Here is a 21096-nt window from a genome sequence, read left to right as displayed (position 1 = left end):
GGGCGCGCGGCTCACGCATAGCGGATCCTCGGGTCGAGTACGGCGTAGAGCAGGTCGACGAGCAGGTTGGCGATCAGGAACACCAGCACCAGGACGGTCACGAAGCCCACCACGGTCTGGGTGTTCTGGCGGACGATGCCCTGGTAGAGCTGGTAGCCGACGCCGTGGATGTTGAAGATCCGCTCGGTGACGATCGCGCCGCCCATCAGGGCGCCGATGTCCGCGCCGATGAAGGTGATCACGGGGATCAGGGAGTTGCGCAGCAGATGCCGGGTGATGACCCGGCGCCGGGGCAGCCCCTTGGCGACGGCCGTCCGGACGTAGTCGGAGCGCCGGTTCTCCGCGATGGAGGTACGGGTCAGCCGGGTGACGTAGGCGAGGGAGACCGAGGCGAGGACGAGCCCCGGCACGATCAGCTCGCCGAACGCGGCGTCCGGTGACACGGACGGCTTGATCCAGCCCCATTCGACGCCCAGCAGCAGCTGGAGGACCAGGCCGGTGACGAAGGTGGGGATCGAGATCACCACCAGGGTCATCACGAGGACGCCGGTGTCGACGGGCCTGCCGCGCCGCAGCCCGGTGACGACGCCGAGGACGACCCCGATGACGATCTCGAAGAGGATCGCCACGATCGTCAGCCGGATCGTCACGGGGAACGCCGACCCCATCAGCTCGGTGACCTTCTGCCCGTTGAACGCGGTGCCGAAGTCGCCGGTGAAGAGGTTCCCCATGTAGATCAGGTATTGCTGCCAGACCGGCTTGTCGAGGCCGAACTCCTTCTTGAGCTGCGCGGCGGTGGCCGGATCGCACTGCCGCTGGCCGCACAGCCCCGCGATGGGGTCGCCCATCACGTTGACCATGAGGAAGATCAGGAGCGTGGCGCCGAGGAACACCGGGATCATCTGGAGCAGACGCCGGGCGACATAGCGGCCCATGGGGGGTCAGCTGACCTTGATCTCGTTGTAGACCGGGACGCTGAACGGGTTGAGCGCCACGTTCGACAGCCGCTGCGCGTAGCCGGCGCTGCCGTTCTGGTACCAGAGCGGGATCGCCGCCATCTGGTCCCGTACGACCTCCTCGGCCTTCTGGAAGGTCTGCACCGCCTTCGACTTGTCCGTCTCGGCGTTGGCCTGGTTCACCAGGCTGTCGAACTGCTTGTTCGACCACTTGCCGTCGTTGGACGAGGCGTTGGTGTAGTAGAGCGGCTGGAGGAAGTTCTGGATCAGCGGGTAGTCCATCTGCCAGCCCGCCCGGAAGGGGCCCTTCAGCTTCTGCTGAGCGGCCTGGGAGCGGAAGTCGGCGAAGGTGCCGACGGGGTTGCCGACGCACGCCTTCTCGTTGCCGAGCGCGTTGTTGATGGAGTTGCAGACGGCGTCGACCCACTCCTTGTGGGAGCCGGTGTCCGCGTTGTACGTGATCTTCACCTGTCCGCCGGGCAGCCCGCCGCCCTCGTGGATGAGGTTCTTCGCCTGGGTGGGGTTGTACTCGCAGGCGGACCCGCACAGCCCTTCCTTGTACCCGCCGTCCGTGCCGAGGACCGGTGAGGTCCAGTCGGTGGCCGGGGTGCGGGTCTTCTGGAAGATGGTGTCCGTGATCTGCTTCCGGTCGATCGCCATGGACAGGCCGGTGCGGACCTTCTGCGCGCCGCTGGTGTTCCACTGCGGTTCGTAGAACGGGAACGCGATCGTCTGGATGATGCCGGCGGGGGTGTTGAGGTAGCGGCCGTCGAGGTCGTTCTTGACGTTCTTGAGCTGGGCGGCGGGGATGTCGTCGACGAGGTCGAGGTTGCCGGCCAGCAGGTCGTTGTAGGCGGTGTTGTTGTCGGTGTAGACCTTGAGGGTCACTCCGCCGTTCTGCGCCTTGTCGTCACCCGGGTAGCTCTCCCACTTCCTGAGGCTCATCTGGGAGCCCTTGGTGTAGGAGTCGATGGTGTACGGGCCGTTGCCCACCGGTTTGTTCAGCCAGCCCGCGTGGTCGCTGAAGAAGGACTGGGGCAGCGGGGAGAAGGCGGCGTAACCGAGGGTGTCGGGGAACGTCGAGAACTTCTGGGTGAGCCGGACCGTGAACGTGGTGTCGTTGACGACCTTCAGACCGGTCATCGTGTCGGCGCTCTGGCTGCCGGTGTCCGGGTGGACCTTGTCGTAGCCCTGGATGTAGCCGAAGAAGTACGCGTTCTTCTGGTTGTTCTTCAGGCCGGCGCCGTAGTTCCAGGCGTCCACGAAGGAGTTCGCGGTGACCTTCTGCCCGTTGCTGAACGTCCAGCCGCTCTTGACGGTGATCGTGAAGTTCTGCGAGTCGCTCGTCTTGATCGAGTCGGCCAGCATGTTCTCGGCGGCACCGGTCTTGGGGTTGTACCGCACCAGGCCGCGGAAGATCATGTCGAGGACCTTGCCGCCCTGCACCTCGTTGGTGTTGGACGGTTCCAGCGGGTTCTGCGGGTCCGACCAGGAGGCGCTGAGGGTGGCGCTGGTGTCCGTACCGCCGCCACCGCCTCCGCAGGCGGTGGCTGCGAGCACCGTCGCGACCGCGCATGCGGCCCACCGGGCATGTGTGGCTCCGCGCATGACGCCTCCCTGTGATCACCGATCCGTTAACGGCCAATATCGACGCAAAAGGCATGTAGCGCATAGGGGCCGCACCCTTTGGGGGACGGGACGGCGCACACGGGGGAACCCGGGCCGTTCTGAGGACGGCAAGAAGACCGCCGATCCCGGCCCGCCGCCTGTTCCCCTGTGACACACTGCCGCGGTGGTCGATCGCTCGTTCGCGGATCTCTCGCTCGCCGCGCTGTACGACAGCCTCAACCCCTGGGGACCCGGCGACGACTTCTACCTCGGCCTGGTCATGCGCGCCGCGGCCGTGCTGGACGTCGGCTGCGGTACGGGACGGCTGCTGCGCCGGGCCCGCGCGGAGGGCCACCGCGGCCGGCTCCTCGGCCTGGACCCGGCGGCGGCGATGCTGGTGCAGGCGCGCGGACACCGCCCGCACGACGTCGAATGGGTGCTCGGTGACCTGCGGACCCGGCTGTGGTCCGGGGAGTTCGACCTGGCGCTGATGACGGGACACGCCTTCCAGGTCCTGCTGCGGGACGAGGAACTGCGCGTGGCGCTGCGCGCGGTGCGGTCTGCCCTGGCGCCCGGCGGACGGTTCGTCTTCGAGACGCGCAACCCTGCGGTGCGGCCCTGGGAGCGGTGGACGCCGGACCGGGTACGGGAGGTGCCCGACGGGCACGGGGGCGTCGTCCGGGTGCGGCACGAGGTCCGCGGGCCGGTGGGCGGGGAACGGGTGACGTTCACGGAGACGTACGAGGTCGTGGGGGGCGGTTCGCCGCGGGTCAGCGTGACGACGCTGCGGTTCCTCGCACCGGGGGTGCTGGCCGGGTTCCTGGCGGAGGCGGGGCTGCGGGTGGAGGGGCAGTACGGGGACTGGGACCTGGGGCCGGTCTGGGCCGGCAGTCCCGAGATCATCACTGTTGCGGGGGTGGCGTAGCCCTTTGGGGGGTGGGTTTCGGGTGCGGGTTTCGGGTGCGGGTGCGTTGTGGTTGTTCGCGCAGTTCCCCGCGCCCCTGTCGGGGCGGAGTCCCCCGGGGTGGGGGGCGGGGGACTCCGGGGGTGGGGTCAGGGTTCGGGGGTTTCCTCCAGGGCGGCGAGGGCCGGGTCCAGGACGATGTCCTCGTCGCGGGCCTCGATCGTCGGGTCCTCCGGGAAGTGGCAGGCCGTGAGGTGGTCGGCGCGGTTGCCGGAGATCTGGATCAGCGGCGGCTCATCGGTCGCGCACTTCTCCTGGGCCTTCCAGCAGCGGGTGCGGAACCGGCAGCCGGACGGCGGGGAGATGGGCGACGGGACGTCACCGGCGAGGCGGATGCGCTCACGGTGCCCGGTACCGTCCTCGAGGCCCACCTCGGGCACCGCGGACAGCAGGGCGTGGGTGTAGGGGTGGCGGGGACGGTTGTAGATGGAGTCCCGGTCACCGACCTCGATGATCTTGCCGAGGTACATCACCGCGACGCGCTGCGAGAAGTGCCGTACGACGGCGAGGTCGTGGGCGATGAACAGGAACGCAATGCCGAGTTCCTTCTGCACCTTCTGCAGCAGGTTGACCACCTGCGCCTGGATCGACACGTCGAGCGCGGAGACCGGCTCGTCCGCGACGATCAGCTTCGGCTCCAGGGCCAGCGCGCGGGCCACGCCGATGCGCTGGCGCTGGCCGCCGGAGAACTCGTGCGGGAACCGGTTGTAGTGCTCGGGGTTGAGCCCGACGATCTCCAGCAGTTCACGCACCCGCTTCTCACGGCCGCCCGCCGGGTCGATGCCGTTGATCTCCATCGGGTTGGAGATGATCTTGCCGACCGTCTGCCGCGGGTTCAGCGAGGAGTACGGGTCCTGGAAGATCATCTGGATCTCGGACCGGATCGGCGCGAGCTCCCGGCGGGTGGCGTGGCTGATGTCCTTGCCCCGGTACGAGATCGTCCCGCTGGTGGGGTCCATCAGCCGGGAGATCAGCCGGCCGGTGGTCGACTTGCCGCAGCCGGACTCGCCGACCAGGCCGAAGCTCTCGCCGACGTGCACGGTGAGGTCGAGGCCGTCGACGGCCTGGACCTGCCCGACGGTGCGGCGGATCGGGAAGCCGCCCTTCACCGGGAAGTGCTTGACCAGCTTCTCGACGACGAGCAGCGGCTCCTGGGCACCGTCCGCCGCCGACGGGCGCGGTGCGGGGAGGATCGTGTCCTCTTTCATGACGTGTCCTCCTAGCCCAGCCTGGGCTTGATCTCTTCGATGAAGACGGTCCGCTTCTGCTCTTCCGTCAGATGACAGGCGGAGGCCCGGCCGGGCGCGAGCAGCGGACGTTCGGTGGCGCAGCGGGTGCCGCCGACCCGGTCCGGGAAGGTGCAGCGCGGATGGAAACGGCAGCCCGACGGCGGGGTCAGCAGCGACGGCGGCGAGCCCGGGATGGGCGTCAGCGGCTCGCTCAGGTCGGAGTCGAGCCGCGGCATCGAGTTCAGCAGGCCCCAGGTGTAGGGGTGCTGCGGCGCCCGCAGCACCTCCTGGACCGTGCCGCGCTCCACCGCGCTGCCCGCGTACATCACCATGATGTCGTCGGCCATGTTGGCGATCACCCCGAGGTCGTGGGTGATGAAGACGATGCCGGAGCCGAACTCCTGCTGGAGGTCCTTGAGCAGGTCGAGGATCTGCGCCTGGACCGTCACGTCGAGCGCGGTGGTCGGCTCGTCGGCGATCAGCAGGTCGGGGTCGCAGATCAGCGCCATGGCGATCATCGCGCGCTGCCGCATACCGCCGGAGAACTGGTGCGGGTACTCCTTGGCCCGTTCCTTCGGGTTGGGGATGCCGACCTTGCCGAGCATCTCCACCGCGCGGTCCCAGCCGGCCCGCTTGGAGGCGCCGGTGTGCTTCATGTACGGCTCGGCGATCTGACGGCCCACCGTGTAGTACGGCGACAGGGCGGTCAGCGGGTCCTGGAAGATCATGGCGACCTTGTTGCCGCGCAGCTTCTCCAGCTCCGACTCCCTGGCCGTGATCAGTTCCTGGCCGTTGAGCAGGATCTCGCCCTCGACGGTGGTGAACTTCGGGTTGTGCAGGCCGAGGACGGTGAGGTTGGTGACGGACTTGCCGGAGCCCGACTCGCCGACGATGCCGAGGGTCTTGCCGCGTTCGACGTCGAAGGAGAGCCCGTCGACGGCGCGGACGATGCCGTCCTCCGTCTTGAAGCTGACGTGCAGGTCCCGCACCGAGAGGAGGGGGCCCGCGTCGGCCGGGACGGGTGCGCCGGCTTCCTTGGTCAGTGTGGTCACGACGAGAACTCCTAGGACAGCCGCACGCGCGGGTCGATGAACGCGTAGGCGGCGTCGACGATGATGTTGAACAGCAGGATCATGGAGGCCGAGAACAGCATCACACCCAGCAGCAGGGGCAGGTCGCTGAAGAACACCGACTGCACGGCGAGCTGACCGAGGCCCGGCAGGCCGAAGGTGTACTCCGTGATGATGGCGCCGCCGAGCAGGGAGCCCAGGTCGATGCCGAAGATCGTGACGATCGGGATCAGCGAGCCGCGCCAGGCGTAGCGGAAGAAGACGTAGCGCCGTGACATGCCCTTGGCGCGGGCGGTGCGCACATGCTCCTCCTGAAGCTGTTCGATCATCGACGAGCGCGCCATACGGGTGTACTGCGCGGCGAAGATCGTGGAGAGCACCAGCCAGGGGATGATCAGTCCGGTGAACCAGCTGCCGGGGTTGTGGGTGAACTCGTTGTACGCGGGCTTGGAGAACCAGTGGGTCTGGTAGACGAGGATCGCCAGCGCCAGCGGGCCGAGGAAGTAGATCTGCATCGAGCTGAGCACCATCGCGCCGGCGGTGGCGGTCTTGTCGACGAGCGTGCCGCGCTTCCACGCGGCGAGCATGCCGGAGCCGAGGCCCACGGCCAGGAAGCACACGGCGGCACCCAGCGTGAGCGAGACGGTGGTGGGCAGCCGGTCCGTCAGCGTGCCCCAGACCTGCTCGTTGGTGTGGTACGAGTACCCGAAGCACGGGGCGGGGCACGGGCCCTGGGCGAAGCCGTCACTGCCCATGAACAGGTTGTGCAGGAAGATCCAGTACTGCTCGGGGATCGACTTGTCGAGGCCGAGCACATGGTGGATGTTGGCGAGGTTCTGCGGGTTGCAGGTCTTGCCGCACATCAGCAGCGCCGGGTCGCGCGGCATGCCGAAGAACAGCAGGAACGCGACGATGCTCAGCAGGAAGAGAATGACGACGGCACCGAGGAACCGGCGGATGAGGAAGCGCAGCATGACAGGGGGCAGCTCTCAGGGGTCGGCGGGCCCGCCGGTACCCGGCGGGCCGCCGCCAGAGGCGGTCGGCCGCGCCGGGTACCGGGGAGCGGCGATTACTTGACGAACAGACGACGCGGGTCGATGCCGCCGATCACGTCGTCGTAGACCAGGCCGCCGACCTTGGAACCGGCGATCTGGGTCTGCTTGTAGTAGGCGGTCGGGACGACGTTGACGATGTCCTTGACCAGGTACTGGTCGATCTTCTCCCAGGCCGCGGCCGACTTCACCGGGTCCGTGAGGGCGTTGGCCGCGTCGATGTCGGCGTTGACCTTGCTGTCGTTGACGTGCGAGTAGTTCTGCGCACCGTCGGCGATCACCCGGCCGTCGTACAGCGGCGGGATCACGGTCGACGAGGACGGCCAGTCGGCACCCCACGCGGTGTGGTAGATGTCGTAGTTGTTCTTGACCTTGCTGATCTGGTCGTAGTACGTCTCGGCCGGGATCTCCTGGCGCTGGACGTTGAAGCCGGCCTTCTTCAGACCCGCCGCCATGGCCGTGGAGTACTGCTGGCCCTCGGGGGTGTTGATGTAGCCGAAGGTCAGCTTCATGTTGAGCTTGCCGGCCTCCTTGAGGAGCGCCTTGGCCTTCTCCGGGTCACCGGCGGGCTTCTTCTTCTTGCCCCACGGGTCGAAGGACGCGTCGTAGCCGCTGACGGTCGGGGAGATCAGGCCGCCGGCCACCTCCATCGCGTCGTTGCCGCCGTAGGCACGCACGAACGGCGTGATGGGCAGGGCGTAGGCGATCGCCTGACGGATCTTGATGTCCTTGATGTGGTCCATGTTGATGTTCATCTGGCCCACGTACGGCTGGTAGCCGGAGACCGTGCGGGACTTCAGCTTCGCGTCCCTCAGGACGTTGGACAGGTTGCCCGCGTCCACCTGGTTGTTGAAGCTGACGCCGGTCTGGTCGGCGCCGGTGTCCGCGAGGAGCGCCTTCGTGGACGTCTCGTACTGCTGGTTGAACGTGATGTTGAACTGGTCCACGTACTGGTGGCGGATCGGGTCCGTCTTCGGGTCCCAGTTGGTGTTCTTGACGAGCACCATCGACTTGCCGGACTTGAAGGACTGGATCTTGTACGGGCCGCTGGTGACGGGGGCCTTGTCGTACTTCTCCTTGGTGTCACCCTTCTCGGAGACGACCGCGTAGCCCGCCATGGCGAGCGCGTACGGCAGGTCCGGGTGCGCCTTCTTGAAGTGGAAGACGATGGTCTTCGCGTCGGGCGTCTCGAGGATGCTGTCGGGCAGGTGCTTGCCCTTGAAGGAGCCGTCCGGCAGGAGCTTGCGGTAGTCGGCGCCGCTGGTGTCGGCCAGCCACTGCTGGATGTACGTCGGACCCTGGTTGATGAAGGTCGCGAACTGGCGCTCCAGGGTGTGGCGGATGTCCGCGGACGTGATCGCCGAGCCGTCGGCGAACTTGATGCCGTCCTTCAGCGTGTACTTCCAGGTCTTGCCGCCGTCGGTGGTGGTGCCGGAGTCGGTGGCGAGGTCACCGACGACCTCGTGGGCCTTGCCGTCGTCCGTCGTGGCCTTGTAACCGGTCAGACCGCGGTGGAGGAGCGTCGCGAGCGAGCCCTCGTCGGAGACGTAGATCTGCGCCGGGTCGAGGTGGGCGTAGGAGTCACGCTGGAGGACCTCCATCGTGCCGCCGCTCTTGGCGCCGGGCACCGCGGCCGCGGGGCCGGTGGAGTCCGAGGCGTTGCCGAACTTGATCGACGACTGCTGCCGCTTGGCGTTCTGCTGGTCCTGCTTCTTGTTGTCGCCTGCGTCGCTGCCGCCCTTGCTGCAGCCGGTGAGCACGAGAGCTCCGGCCGCGAGCACGGACAACGTGGCGTAAGCGTGGCGTCCGCCCCTACTCATCACTGAAGATTCCACCCATCTGTGTGTCACCAGTGCACAAGTGCACGAAGGAACTGTGTGTTCTGGCCTGCGGTGTCCGGGCGCGGACGCCCACAACGCGTCGGTCAGCGTGCCGTCTTGGGGTCGAAGGCGTCCCTGACCGAGTCCCCGAGCAGGTTGAAGGCGACGATGAAGATGATCATCGAGATGCCCGGGAAGAACATGTAGGTGATGTCGTTCTGCATCACCAGTTCGGTGGACGCCTTGGAGAACATCTGCCCCCAGTCCGGCGTGGGTTCGACGATGCCCACACCGAGGAAGGACAGGCCCGCCTCCGCGGTCACGAAGCCGGGGAGCATGTACGTGGCCTGCACGAGGATCGGTGTGACCACGTTCGGCAGGATCTCCTTGCGGATGATGCGCCCCGGGGTGGCCCCGCTGACCTTGGCCGCTTCGATGAACTCCCGCTCCCGCAGCGCGAGCGAGGTGCCGCGCAGGATCCGGGCGAGGCTCATCCAGCCGAGCACCCACTGGACGGCGATCAGCGCCACGACGCGGACGTACGTCGGCGTCTCGTCGCGCGGGCTCACGAAGAGGGACACCACGACGGGCATGCTCGCGATGAAGAACAGCTGGGCCGGGAAGGCCAGCAGGAAGTCGATGACCCGGCTGATCAGGAAGTCGGTCCTGCCGCCGAGGTAGCCGGCCGCGACACCGAGCAGGATGCCGGTGAGCACGGTCGCGAGCGTCACCGCGACCGAGATCATCAGCGAGGTGCGGATGCCGTAGACGAGCTTGGTGAAGACGTCGTAGCCGTTGCCGGGCTCGAGGCCGAACCAGAAGTCGGAGCTGATCCCGCCGTTGGGCTGGATCGGCACACCCGCGCTGTCGAAGAGATCGGGGCGCTCGTCCGCGTACACCGTGTACGGGTCCTTGCCGTACAGCTTGGAGATCAGCGGGGCGAGCAGGCCGACCAGGAAGAAGAAGCCCACGACGTAGGCCGAGATCACGCCGGTGCGGTCGCGCTTGAAGCGCATCCACATCAGCTGGCCGGGAGACCGGCCGACCAGTTCGGCCGCCTCGGGCTTCGTCCCGGGCCCGGGGGCGCCGTCGACGACGACCGGCGTACCGCCGCCCTCAATGTCGATAGGACTTGTCACTGTCCGTCCGTTTCACAGGTGTGGGTGTGCCGAGCGGGCGCCCGGAGCAGGGTGTGCGCGGTCACCGTCCGGTTCGAGGAGGAGACGCTCGTACGACTCCGCGCCGAGCACAAAACCGCAGCCGGACGCGCGTAGTGCGACGGCCGCACGAAGCCGCCGTCCAGCGCTGTCACAGCAGGCCGTCGGACACGCTGTCGCAGCCGGTGCCGACGGACGGCGTGAGCTCGACCCACCTGGTGTGCGTGACACCGCGCATGGGGCTCCTCCTCAAGACTCCACATGTTCACCAACAAGAGGGGACCTACGTCTACCCTCCGACACCTTTGACGGACGATCAGACACCCCCTCGTGCTCGTGGGCCTGCGTACTGTCCCCACAGTCCGAGACCTTTATCCGAGCGCTACGCGGCTAACTATCTGCCATGGGCACGGCACCGACCACTGTTCTTAAATCTCAATTCAGTCACAGCTGATGCCAACATCTTCCGAAATTTGGACAAACCGTTCCGTCCGAGAAGGCCGCGAAACGGACGTGTTACATAGCTATCGGTCAGCGGTGTCCGCATGCCGGACACGCGGGCGGGAAAAGGGGTTGCGAAAAGCCCGGGCGTTCCCCTGCTGGGAACGCCCGGGCTCGGGTCCGGAAGCCTCGTCCGAAGGCCCTGTCACGGCCGTCGCGACGGACCGGCGGCGGCCTTCGGTCAGCCGTGCTTGGCGCGGCTCGCGGCGCGGGCGCGGTCGCGGGCGACCAGGTTCACCTTGCGGATGCGGACGGACTCCGGGGTGACCTCCACGCACTCGTCGTCCCGGCAGAACTCCAGGGACTGCTCCAGCGACAGCTTGCGCGGCGGCACGATCGACTCCGCCACATCGGCGTTGGACGACCGCATGTTGGTGAGCTTCTTCTCCTTGGTGATGTTGACGTCCATGTCGTCGGAGCGGGAGTTCTCACCGACGATCATGCCCTCGTACACCTCCGTACCCGGATCCACGAAGAGCACACCGCGCTCCTGGAGGTTCGTCATCGCGAACGCGGTCACCGCGCCGGAGCGGTCGGCGACCAGGGAGCCGTTGTTACGGGTCTGCAGCGTGCCGAACCAGGGCTCGAAGCCCTCGTGGAGGGAGTGGCCGATACCCGTGCCGCGGGTCTGGGTCAGGAACTCGGTACGGAAACCGATGAGACCGCGGGACGGCACCACGAACTCCATGCGCACCCAGCCGGAGCCGTGGTTCGACATGTTGTCCATCCGGCCCTTGCGGACGCCCATCAGCTGCGTGACCGCGCCCATGTGCTCCTCGGGCACGTCGACCGTCATGCGCTCGACCGGCTCGTACACCTTGCCGTCGATCTCCTTGGTGACGACCTGGGGCTTGCCGACCGTCAGCTCGTAGCCCTCCCGGCGCATCGTCTCGACCAGGATGGCCAGCGCCAGCTCACCGCGGCCCTGCACCTCCCAGGTGTCCGGGCGCTCGGTGTCCAGCACGCGCAGCGACACGTTGCCGATCAGCTCACGGTCCAGACGGTCCTTCACCTGGCGCGCGGTCACCTTGCGGTCCTTCACCGCCGCCTTCGCGTCGGCGCCCTTGCCGGTGCCGCCGCGGCCCACCAGCGGCGAGGTGTTGGTGCCGATGGTCATCGAGATCGCCGGCTCGTCCACCGTGATCAGCGGCAGCGCGACCGGGTTCTCCGGGTCCGCCAGCGTCTCGCCGATCATGATGTCCGGGATGCCCGCGACCGCGCAGATGTCACCCGGGCCCGCCTTCTCGGCCGGCTTGCGGGTCAGCGCCTCCGTCATCATCAGCTCGCTGATGCGGACGTTCTGGATCGAGCCGTCCCGCTTGATCCACGCCACCGTCTGGCCCTTGCGCAGCTCACCGTGCTCGACGCGCAGCAGCGCGATACGGCCCAGGAAGTTGTCCGCGTCGAGGTTGGTGACATGCGCCTGGAGCGGGGCCTCCGGGTCGTACGTCGGCGCCGGGATGTGCTCCAGGATCGTCGAGAAGAACGGCTCCAGGCTGGTGGAGTCCTGCGGGACCGTGCCGTTCTCCGGCTTGGTCAGCGACGCGATGCCGTCCCGGCCGCAGGCGTAGACGATCGGGAACTCGATCTGCTCCTCGTCCGCGTCGAGGTCCAGGAACAGGTCGTAGGTCTCGTTGACGACGTCGTCGATACGGGCGTCGGGGCGGTCCGTCTTGTTGATGCACAGGATGACGGGCAGACGGGCCTGGAGCGCCTTGCGCAGCACGAACCGCGTCTGCGGCAGCGGGCCCTCCGAGGCGTCGACGAGGAGCACCACGCCGTCCACCATCGACAGACCGCGCTCGACCTCGCCGCCGAAGTCGGCGTGGCCGGGGGTGTCGATGATGTTGATCGTGATCGTGTCCCCGCCGGCCTTGGGGTGGTAGTGCACCGCCGTGTTCTTGGCGAGGATCGTGATGCCCTTCTCACGCTCCAGGTCGTTCGAGTCCATGACACGGTCATCGACCTGCTCGAGCTGGTGGGCGGCGAAGGCGCCGGCCTGCTTCAGCATGCCGTCGACGATGGTGGTCTTGCCGTGGTCGACGTGGGCGACGATGGCGACGTTGCGGATGTCGTGACGGGTGGTGGACGCGGCCATGGTGAGGCGTTCTCCCGGAGTTCGCGGACAGCCCTGCGCTGATGTCTCTGGTGCGCGGGCCCTGCCGGGCTGGACACGCCTCGGCCATACCCCATCGTACGGGGCCGCTGCCGCTGGGGCTTCCGGGGCCTTGGCGGGGGCCCGCCACTTGTGACCGGGGTCACTCCGGGCCTCCGGGGGTGCCGCCTCCGGGGTGCCCCCCCGGGGGCTGACGGGGTGGCGCCCCTCTCGGTGGCCGTCCCAGGGGGCTCCGCCCCCTGGACCCCCGGGCCTGTGCCCACCCACCGCCCGACTCGGCCGGCTGAAAGGTGAACCCTTCAACCCACCGAGACAGGCGGGCGGGTGGGAAAGCCGGGGGCGGAACCCCCGGCGCTACTTCGCCGCCGGTGTCGGAGAGACCGCCGCTCCCTTGCGGAGGAAGCCCATGTCCTCGTAGGCCGGTGTCCGGAAGCCGAACGCGCCGATGTTCGCCAGGTTCCGGCGGGCAGCCGTGAGCTGGGGGCGCTGGTAGAGGGGGATCGACGCCGCCGCCGCCCAGATACGGGAGTCCGCCTTGCGTACCAGGGCCCGTTCCTCGTCCTCGTCCAGCGTGGCCGCCGCCCGGTCGAAGAGCTGGTCCACCTGGTCGGTGCCCACGCGCGTGTAGTTCTGCTCCACGTTCAGCGAGCCGTCGGCCGCCGGGACCGGTTTGGCGTAGACGGGCCGGGCGTCGGTGGCCGGGTAGGCGGTGGCGGGCCAGGAGTACAGCGCGAGGTCGTAGGCGCCCGCCGCGACGTGGTCCTTGAAGTAGCTCGCGTCCGGCACCTTCGTGATGTCCGTGCGGATGCCCACCTTCAGCAGCATCGCCGAGATCCGGTCCGCGACCGTGCGCAGGTTCTCCGACGCGGCGCCCGACGGCAGGACGAAGCGCAGCGTCAGCGCCTTGCCGTCCTTGGCCAGCCGGCCCGCCGCGCCGCCCGCGAGGGCCGGGGTGCCCTCCTTGGGGGCGGCGGTGCCCTGGGGGGCGTACGCGCCGGGGACGCCGCCCCGCTGCGGGTGCCCGAGGTACTGCTTGCCGTTCTGCGCGAGGTGCCGCTCGCTCCCGCCGTCCTCACGGCCCTGCGGACGGCCCGCGGCCTCGTCGTGTCTCCCGGGGACCGTGCCGGCGTCGTACGGTTTGCCGTCGTCGGAACCGTCGTCGCCGGACGACGGCTTCTTCTTCGGGTCCGCGCCGTCCTTCTCCGCCTTCTCCGCCCCCTCCGCCTTCTCGCCGCTGCCGCCGGCCGCCTTCTCCGTCGTCGCCCCGTCCTTGACCGGGCCGCCCGGCACCCATCCCGCCGACGCGAGCAGCGCCTGTGCCTGCGCGGTGTCCTGGTCGCCGAGGGCGCCGCTGTTGTCGGCGTAGGCGGGCTGGCCGGCGAGGGCGAGGTGGCTGCCGACGGGGACGGCGGGCAGCCCGAGCGGCTTGAGGACGAGCCCGGCCAGTTCGGCGCGGTCCAGGGTGCGGGCCACCGCGCGCCGGACGCGTTCGTCGGCGAGGGGGCCGCCGGAGCCGTTGAGGGCGAGCTGGGTGTAGGCCGGTTCGAGGGACTTGCGGACGTCGAAGGCGGCCAGGCCGTTCCCGGCTCCGGTCTCCTTCTGCCGCTCCGGCCCCTGGAGCGGGGTGCCCGTGCCGTGGGGGCGGCCGGCGACGGCGATGCGCTCGGCGTCGGCGGGGTCGACGTCGGCCACGTCGAGCGTGCCGTCGCCGAGGGCCTCGACCCGGTCCGCGCGCGGTACGGCGTCCAGCACCAGCTTGTCGAGCTTCGCCCGCCGCCCCCACCAGCGCGGGTTGCGCACGAGGACGACCTGCTTGTCCTCCACGGCGACCTTCTGCACCGCGAACGGCCCCGCGCTGATCCTCAGCGTGCGGCGCGCCGCGTCGTTGAAGGCGTCCGGGGTGCCCATCACGTCCTTGGGGTACAGCGGGGAGAACAGCGAGCGCCAGTCGGCGTAGGGCCTGGTGAAGGTGACCTTGACCTCCAGGTCGTTGTCACCGCGCTCGATCTTCTCGATACGGTCGTACCCGGCGTTGCGCGCGGTCCAGTACGCGCTGTCCCTGCCGGACAGGGCACGCCACTGCGCGGCGAAGTCGGCGGCGCCGATCTCGCGGCCGTCGCTCCACACGGCCCGCTGGTCGAGCTTGTAGAGGACGACCTGCCGGGGCTCGGTGTCGACGACCTTCGCGGACTCCAGGTAGTCGGCGTCGCGCACGGGGCGTCCGGCGGCGTCGGTGCGGTACATCGCGGGCAGGACGGCCTGGGCGACGCGGTTCGTGGTGGCGTCGGCGTCGGACTGGAACGTGTTCAGTGTCTCCGGTACGGCGTCCACGGCCCAGTGGAGCGTGCCGCCGTCGGCGATCAGGTCACGGGCGGCGGGCAGGATGTCGGGCGCGGCCAGCGGCTTGGCCACCGGCTCGTCCGAGCCGCAGCCGGCGAGGGCGGTCACCGCGAGCACGGACGCGGTGAGGAAGGCGACCGAGCGCATGACCGCGCGCGGTCCGACGCCGTCGTGGGACATGTCTGGTACCTCCGGAGGCCGGTGCGGTCCTGTGGTTCCTGTGCGGTTCCCGGGCGGTCCCGCCGCGTTCCCGGGCGGTCCCGCTGCGGTATGCCGATCGCGTGATCTGGCGGTATGCCGAGCCGATCAGATGTACGCGCCCACTGAAGAGGACCGGCTCCCGGAGCCGGCGGCGACACGGCGGCGGGGCGCCCGAAGGCCACCCGTGCGGCGCAGCACGGCGGGCGCGCACGGGACCGGAGGCCGGGTGCACCCCACTCGCGGAGGCTTTCCCTCCCCCATACGCTCCGAAATGTGACGTCTTCTCTGACCCGGCGTTCCCGGGGCCGGTCCCGGCGTGCCTCGTCCGCGCACATACCCGTGCGGGTGGCACACGCCGTGCTGGGCGTCGCGGTGGGGCTCGTGTGGCTGGTGCTGCCGTTGACGACGGGCCCCGGCGGCTCCTCCGCTCCCGCCACCCGGGCCGGGCCGGTCGCCGGTGTCCAGACGTCCGCACCCCGTGCGCGGCAGGACGAGTCGTCCGGCACCGCCCTGGTGCTCCCCCTCGTCGTCGCCGTCGCCGCCGTGACGTTCGCCGCCCTCGGGTTCGTACGGCGCACCCGGCGCGCGCGGAGCCGTACCACGCCCGCCGCACCGGGCGCGGTGTCCGCGCAGCCGCCCGTGCCGTCGCTCACCGGGCTCGACGAGCAGGCCCGGACCGCCCTGGTGCAGGCGGACGACTGCGTGCGCACCAGCCGGGAGGAACTCGGTTTCGCCGCCGCGGCCGCCGCAGGGGGCACCGAACCGTACTCACGTGCCGTCCGGGAGGCGGAGGCGGAACTCGCCGCCGCCTTCCGGATGCGGCAGCGCTACGACGAGGGGGTTCCCCCCGACGAGCCCTCCCGGCGTCACGCGCTCGCCGGGATCATCGGCCGCTGCGCGGAGGCGGGCAGGCGTCTCGACGCCGTCGCGGACGGCTTCGACCGGCTCCGGGCGGCCGGGCCGGCCGGCGGAGAGTCGCTGCGGGCCGCCGAGGCCCGGTTCCGGGGGCTGGCGGCGCGGATCTCGGCCGCCCCCGCGGCACTCGCCGCAACCGGGACCGGAACCGGGGCGCGGGCCCGTCCGGGTACCGGCTCCGTCGCCGGGTACGTCGAACAGGCCAAGGACCGCCTGGTGTTCGCCACCCTGCATCTCAACGAGGCTCATCAGGCCGCCGACTCGGGCGACCTCGCGCGCGCCGCCCGCCGACTGCGAGCCGCCGAGGGCGCGGTGGCCCAGGGCGAGATCCTCGCCGGCGCCGTTCACCGGCTCGCCGGGGAGCTGGACGAGGCGGCGGCGCTGGTGCCGGCCGCGCTGAGCGGGGCGGAGGCGGAGCTGGCGGGGCTGCGCGGCGCCACCGCCTCCGGTACCGGCGACGCGATCCGGCTGGCCCGCGCCGACACCGTCCTGGCCGCCGTACGGGAGGACCTGGCGAGCGGGCGGCCGTACGACCCGCTCGACGCCCTGCGCGGTGTCGTCCTGGCCGTCACACCGCTGAGGACGGGGCGGCCCGGCACCGGTGTGCTCGGCGCCGCCGCCGTGCTCACCGCGCGCAGCGCGCTCGCCTGCGCGGACGACTACATCGCCACGCACCTGGCCGCGGTGGGCAGCGAGGCCCGCACCCGCCTGGCGGAGGCCACCCGCCTGGCCGGCGGGGACGGCGGGGGTGGCAGGGGCCGTGTGAGCGCCCCGGACGCGGCGGAGGCACTGGCGCTCGCCCTGGCGGCGCGGGAGCTCGCCGAGCGGGACGTGGCGGCGTACGGCGTCCCGGCCGTGGGACCGGGCGGGCTCGGCGCGGCCCTCCTCGGCGGGGTACTGCTCGGCGAGGAGCCCGACGGCGGCCCGCCCCCGAGCTACGGCGGCCCGGTCACCCGCGGCCGTCGGCGCGCGAGCGGAGACGACGGGTGACGGCAACGCCCCTGCCCCGGCGCCCCGGGGTGTTGGTGGGCCGCGCGGGGCAGAACAGGCTTCAGAACAGGCTGAGGAGGGCTTCCGCCGGGTCCGTGAGGCCGTTCTCGCCGTCTGGCAGGGGGAGTTCGAACCAGACCGTCTTGCCGCGGTGCGTCCGCCGGGAGCCCCAGGCCGCGCTGAGCAGGCCCACCAGTTGCAGTCCGCGCCCGCCCTCGTCCGTGTCGCGGGCGCGGCGGCGGCGCGGCTGGACCAGGCCGGAGTCCCAGACCTCGCACACCAGGGTGCGGTCGAGCAGGAGGCGCAGCCGGATGTCGCCCTCGCCGTACCGCAGGGCGTTGGTGACCAGCTCGCTGACCAGCAACTCCGTGGTGTCGACCAGGGGCTCGAGGTCCCAGCTGAGCAGTTGCCCGCGCGCGTACTCACGGGCACGGCCCACGCTGCGCGGTTCGCGCGGCAGCGTCCAGTCGCCGACGGACTCGGTGGGCAGGCCCTGGACGCGGGCCAGCAGCAGGGCGATGTCGTCCTCGCCGTGGTGGGTGTCGAGGGTGTTGAGGACGTGGTCGCAGACGTCCTCCAGGGGCTGGGAGGGGTCGGTGAGCGCGCCGACGAACGCCTGGAGGCCCTCGTCGAGGGGATGGTCCCGGGACTCGACGAGGCCGTCCGTGTAGAGCGCGAGGAGGGCGCCCTCGGGCAGTTCGACGTCGACCTCCTCGAAGGGCTCCCCGCCGACACCGAGGGGCATCCCGGGCGGCACGTCGAGCATCAGGGCCGCCTCGCCGGGTTCGACCAGCACCGGCGGCAGATGGCCGGCGTTGGCGAAGGTGATGCGCCTGGTCACCGAGTCGTAGACGGCGTAGACGCAGGTCGCGAGGTACACCTCGGAGAGGTCGGCGTCGCGGGCCTGACGGGCCGTACGGGTGGTCTGCTGGATGCCGCCCGGGGTACCGAGGCCGCGGGCGATCTCGTCCAGCGCGGCCAGCACCTCGGCCGGTTCGAGGTCGAGCAGCGCCAGCGTGCGGACCGCCGTGCGCAGTTCGCCCATCGCGACGGCGGCGCGCAGCCCGCGCCCCATGACGTCGCCGACCACCAGCGCGGTGCGGTGGCCGGGCAGTTCGATGACGTCGAACCAGTCGCCGCCGACCTCCGTGGCCGCGTTGCCGGGCAGATAGCGGCAGGCGATGTCCAGACCCGAGGCCTCCGGGTCGCCGGGCGGCAGCAGGGACCGCTGAAGCATCAGCGCGCGCTCGTGCTCGCGCCGGTAGAGCCGGGCGTTGTCGATGGAGACGGCGGCGCGCGCGGCGAGTTCCACGGCCAGGTCCCGGTCGCGGTCGCCGAACGGCTCGCTGCCCTTGGTCCGGGCGAACTGCACCAGTCCCACGACGGTGTCGTGCGCGACCATCGGCACGGCGAGCGTGGACTGCACGATGCCGCCCTCCACACCGGGCACGTTCTGCGGCCGGGCGCTGCGCAGGGCGTCCGCGCAGGGCGATATGAAGGGGTAGTGGTGGACGGCGCCCAGCGCGACGGGCGGCCCGCCGCCGACGAACGGCACGTCGGAGACGGCGCTGGCGAAGGCGACGCGGCGCAGCTCCGCGCTGCCGTCGGTGAGGCCGGGCGGGGTCTCGTCGCCGGAGAGCAGGCCCTGGTAGAGGTCGACGGTGGCGAGGTCGCAGAAGCCGGGCACGACCACGTCGAGCAGTTCGCGGGCGGTGGTCTCCAGGTCGAGGGAGTTGCCGATGCGGGCGCCGGCCTCGTTGAGCAGGGCGAGGTTGCGGCGGGCGGCGGCGGCCTCGCGGGCGGCGGCGCGGCGCGCGGTGATGTCGGTGCCGAGCCAGGCGATCCCGATGGGGCGGCCGCTGCCGCTCCTGACGCGGTAGAGGTTGATGGACCAGTGGCGGCGTTCGTCGGAGTCCGGTATGTGGCCGGTGACGTGCATGTCCGTGATGGAGTCGCCGGTCTCCAGGACCCGCCGCAGGGTGGCGACGACGCGGTCCGCCTCGGCGCGCGGCAGATAGTCGTGGACGCCCTTGCCGCGGTGGTCGTCGGGGTGGCCGCCGAAGACCGACGCGAAGCGCTGGTTGGCTCGGCGGACCCTCAACTCGGTGTCGATCAGCAGAAAACCGAACGGAGATTGTCCGAAAATCGCCTGCGAAGCGGCAAGATCGGTCTCGATGCTGCGCAACGTCCGTACATCGACGACGATACAGACGGCGGCCTTGTCACCGTCCGCCGTGCGCGTCGGCATCACATAGACCTCGGCGAGACCTTCCTCCCCGCCGTCCCCGCCGTCCCCTCGGGGGATCCGGAAGGGCACCACACCGGTCCACTCCCGTCCGTCGAGGATCTCGGCCATCTTCAGCTGGCCGCGCTCCCGCAGATCGGGGTCGACGAAGGCGGCGATGGGGTCCATGCCGGCGGCGCGTTCGGCGGGGATGCCGAAGACCTGCTCGGCACGGAGGCTCCACTGGTCGACCAGTCCGTCGGAACCGATGGAGAAGGACGCCACCTTGACGTAGTCGTACAGGGAACCGGGCGGGCTGGACTGCCATACGGGGTCACGGGGGTGCACGGCACCGTGCCCGGACCACGCGACGGCGTCACCGGTCGGCCGCCGGGTCCGCGGGACGGCGTCACCAGGGCGCGCGCCGGCGTCGCCAGGACGCACGCCGGCGTCGGCGGGGTGGGCACCGCCGCGCGCGGCCGCCCTCCTCGCGTCGTCCGACGGGTCCTCGGACCCCGTCGCCTTCGCTGGTATCTCGCTCACGCGAACCGTCCCCTCCAGCTCACCGCGTCCGGTACCGGTCACCGGCGGCGGCTGCCCGCAGTATCCAGCACTACGGGGCCGTACAACACGGTGTTCACGATCACAGCACGGTGCCGGTGGTTTTCGGTCCGTGCCGCGGAAACACTTCCAGTCTTCTAACCAGGCGACGAGCAGTCGAATCACACCCGCCGACAACCGCCACCCGCCCGCGGCCGATACGCACACCGCACGCGGGCCCCGCACCGGTGCCCACCCGGGCGCCGTTCCGTCAGGAAACAGGGAGTTCGAACCACACCGTCTTGCCCGTGGGGCCGGTCCTGGTGCCCCAGCGGCGGCAGCACACGGTCAGCAGCCGCAGCCCGCGGCCGTTCTCGTCGTCGGGGCGGGCGGGCCGCTCGCGCGGCGGGTCGGGAAGCGGGTCGGAGACCTCGACGCGCAGCACGTCACGCAGACCGGCGGGGCGTATCAGGCGTACGCCGACGGGGCCGGTGGCGTGCTGGACGGAGTTGGTGACCAGTTCGCTGACGAGCAGGACCGTCAGATCGGCGAGACCGTCGAGCCCCCAGCGGCGCAGCCGCCCCCGGACGGCGGTACGGGCGGTGCGCACGGCACCGGGGTCCGCGGGAAAGGTCCACTCGGCGACACCGTTGCCCGCGGCGACCCGCGCACTCACAGGACACCCGGTACGGCCGGCGGAGCCGCCATCGGTATCGAACACGTCCGATCACTTCCCAGACCGACAGACCCACCCATGTCGGATTTTCATGGGTAAGACCCCTCATACCCGGTATCGAACCCTTGTACCGCAAAGCCGCGGTGCGCCTCGCCGGAAAAATCCCGGGCCCGGCGGCGGACCTGACCGGCGGTGGGTTCAGGCACCGGTGGATCGGTCAGGCCCCGGCGGAGGGGCGCGCGGCCGGGTCCCGGTCGGTGTCCGGCCCGGCGTCCGGCTCGGCATCCGGCCCGGGGTCCGCGAGGCGCGCGAGCACCGCCCGCACCGCCGGCACGTCCTGCTCCAGCCAGTCGACGTCCCAGAGCTCCTCCGGCGTCAGCCAGCGCAGCGCGTCGTGGTCCTGAAGGGGCTTCGGCGGAGCGGAACCGGGCAGCAGCCGGGCGGTGAAGACGTACAGCACGTACGGGTCCCGGAGCGGCCACTCCCCCGGCACCCGCGCCAGGGTCTCCGCCGCCACGCCCAGTTCCTCCCGGAGTTCGCGCACGAGGGCCGCGTCCGGCGCCTCACCCGGCTCGACCTTCCCTCCCGGGAGTTCCCAGCGCCCGGCCAGTTCGGGGGGCGCACTACGGCGCGCGGCGAGGAGGCGGCGGGCGCCGCGGCCGTCCTCACCGCCGCGATCAGCGCCGTCGAGCAGCGCGGCGCCCACCACCACGATCCGTTCGGTCATGCACCGGAGC

Annotated in this window: 14 protein-coding genes; 2 read left to right on the top strand and 12 right to left on the bottom strand. The window is 70.6% G+C overall.

The window, feature by feature from the left end:
- Positions 1 to 11 precede the first annotated feature (11 nt).
- Both ABZ862_RS05930 and ABZ862_RS05925 read right to left on the bottom strand, forming a co-directional pair.
- A complete protein-coding gene (locus ABZ862_RS05930; protein WP_360952868.1) occupies positions 12 to 935 on the bottom strand; it encodes an ABC transporter permease in 924 nt (307 codons plus the stop codon).
- A 6-nt stretch (positions 936 to 941) separates the two neighbouring features.
- Positions 942 to 2564, bottom strand: a complete 1623-nt coding sequence (locus ABZ862_RS05925) for an ABC transporter substrate-binding protein (protein ID WP_360952865.1) — start codon at positions 2562 to 2564, stop codon at positions 942 to 944.
- A gap of 184 nt (positions 2565 to 2748) precedes the next feature.
- Here ABZ862_RS05925 and ABZ862_RS05920 point away from each other — a divergent pair, with 184 nt between their 5' ends.
- Positions 2749 to 3489, top strand: coding sequence for a class I SAM-dependent methyltransferase (locus ABZ862_RS05920; RefSeq protein WP_360952862.1), 741 nt, complete (start codon positions 2749 to 2751; stop codon positions 3487 to 3489).
- 128 nt (positions 3490 to 3617) lie between these two features.
- Here ABZ862_RS05920 and ABZ862_RS05915 read toward each other — a convergent pair whose 3' ends face one another.
- The 7 genes from ABZ862_RS05915 to ABZ862_RS05885 all read right to left on the bottom strand — a co-directional run bounded on the left by ABZ862_RS05915 (position 3618) and on the right by ABZ862_RS05885 (position 14993).
- Positions 3618 to 4736: an oligopeptide/dipeptide ABC transporter ATP-binding protein gene (locus tag ABZ862_RS05915; protein ID WP_360952859.1), complete on the bottom strand. Its 1119-nt coding sequence runs from the start codon at positions 4734 to 4736 to the stop codon at positions 3618 to 3620.
- Between the two features lie 11 nt (positions 4737 to 4747).
- Positions 4748 to 5809, bottom strand: a complete 1062-nt coding sequence (locus ABZ862_RS05910) for an ABC transporter ATP-binding protein (protein ID WP_360952856.1) — start codon at positions 5807 to 5809, stop codon at positions 4748 to 4750.
- Positions 5810 to 5820: 11 nt separating this feature from the next.
- Positions 5821 to 6801 (bottom strand): ABC transporter permease, encoded by a 981-nt coding sequence (locus ABZ862_RS05905; RefSeq protein ID WP_360952853.1) that lies wholly within the window; start codon positions 6799 to 6801, stop codon positions 5821 to 5823.
- A 95-nt stretch (positions 6802 to 6896) separates the two neighbouring features.
- A complete protein-coding gene (locus ABZ862_RS05900) occupies positions 6897 to 8699 on the bottom strand; it encodes an ABC transporter substrate-binding protein (RefSeq protein ID WP_360952850.1) in 1803 nt (600 codons plus the stop codon).
- 104 nt (positions 8700 to 8803) lie between these two features.
- Positions 8804 to 9838, bottom strand: a complete 1035-nt coding sequence (locus ABZ862_RS05895; RefSeq protein WP_360952847.1) for an ABC transporter permease — start codon at positions 9836 to 9838, stop codon at positions 8804 to 8806.
- Between the two features lie 700 nt (positions 9839 to 10538).
- Positions 10539 to 12455 (bottom strand): translational GTPase TypA, encoded by a 1917-nt coding sequence (typA, locus tag ABZ862_RS05890; protein WP_360952844.1) that lies wholly within the window; start codon positions 12453 to 12455, stop codon positions 10539 to 10541.
- 372 nt (positions 12456 to 12827) lie between these two features.
- Entirely contained in the window at positions 12828 to 14993 is a 2166-nt protein-coding gene (locus ABZ862_RS05885) for an ABC transporter family substrate-binding protein (RefSeq protein ID WP_360952841.1), read from the bottom strand.
- Between the two features lie 294 nt (positions 14994 to 15287).
- Here ABZ862_RS05885 and ABZ862_RS05880 point away from each other — a divergent pair, with 294 nt between their 5' ends.
- Positions 15288 to 16919: a hypothetical protein gene (locus ABZ862_RS05880; protein ID WP_360952838.1), complete on the top strand. Its 1632-nt coding sequence runs from the start codon at positions 15288 to 15290 to the stop codon at positions 16917 to 16919.
- A gap of 61 nt (positions 16920 to 16980) precedes the next feature.
- Here the strand turns inward: ABZ862_RS05880 and ABZ862_RS05875 are convergent, their stop codons facing one another.
- The 3 genes from ABZ862_RS05875 to ABZ862_RS05865 form a co-directional block, all read right to left on the bottom strand.
- Positions 16981 to 19686 carry a SpoIIE family protein phosphatase gene (locus ABZ862_RS05875; protein WP_360952835.1) on the bottom strand — a complete coding sequence of 902 codons (2706 nt, stop codon included), beginning with the start codon at positions 19684 to 19686 and terminating at the stop codon, positions 16981 to 16983.
- 268 nt (positions 19687 to 19954) lie between these two features.
- Positions 19955 to 20359, bottom strand: coding sequence for an ATP-binding protein (locus tag ABZ862_RS05870; RefSeq protein WP_360952832.1), 405 nt, complete (start codon positions 20357 to 20359; stop codon positions 19955 to 19957).
- A gap of 217 nt (positions 20360 to 20576) precedes the next feature.
- The gene (locus ABZ862_RS05865; protein WP_360952829.1) at positions 20577 to 21086 is read right to left on the bottom strand and encodes an NUDIX domain-containing protein; all 510 of its coding nucleotides are present in this window, start codon (positions 21084 to 21086) and stop codon (positions 20577 to 20579) included.
- Between the last annotated feature and the right edge of the window lie 10 nt (positions 21087 to 21096).

This window comes from Streptomyces sp. NPDC047000 (assembly GCF_040644295.1).
GTDB lineage: Bacteria > Actinomycetota > Actinomycetes > Streptomycetales > Streptomycetaceae > Streptomyces.
Note: the sequence above shows the minus strand (reverse complement) of the source record. Positions and strands in the feature narration are given on the sequence as shown.

Excerpts from the sequence above, each read along its gene's own strand:
- ABZ862_RS05930 (WP_360952868.1), bottom strand. The coding sequence starts at position 935 with ATGGGCCGCTATGTCGCCCGGCGTCTGCTCCAGATGATCCCGGTGTTC.
- ABZ862_RS05925 (WP_360952865.1), bottom strand. The coding sequence starts at position 2,564 with ATGCGCGGAGCCACACATGCCCGGTGGGCCGCATGCGCGGTCGCGACG.
- ABZ862_RS05915 (WP_360952859.1), bottom strand. The coding sequence starts at position 4,736 with ATGAAAGAGGACACGATCCTCCCCGCACCGCGCCCGTCGGCGGCGGAC.
- ABZ862_RS05905 (WP_360952853.1), bottom strand. The coding sequence starts at position 6,801 with ATGCTGCGCTTCCTCATCCGCCGGTTCCTCGGTGCCGTCGTCATTCTC.
- ABZ862_RS05900 (WP_360952850.1), bottom strand. The coding sequence starts at position 8,699 with ATGAGTAGGGGCGGACGCCACGCTTACGCCACGTTGTCCGTGCTCGCG.
- typA (WP_360952844.1), bottom strand. The coding sequence starts at position 12,455 with ATGGCCGCGTCCACCACCCGTCACGACATCCGCAACGTCGCCATCGTC.
- ABZ862_RS05885 (WP_360952841.1), bottom strand. The coding sequence starts at position 14,993 with ATGTCCCACGACGGCGTCGGACCGCGCGCGGTCATGCGCTCGGTCGCC.
- ABZ862_RS05865 (WP_360952829.1), bottom strand. The coding sequence starts at position 21,086 with ATGACCGAACGGATCGTGGTGGTGGGCGCCGCGCTGCTCGACGGCGCT.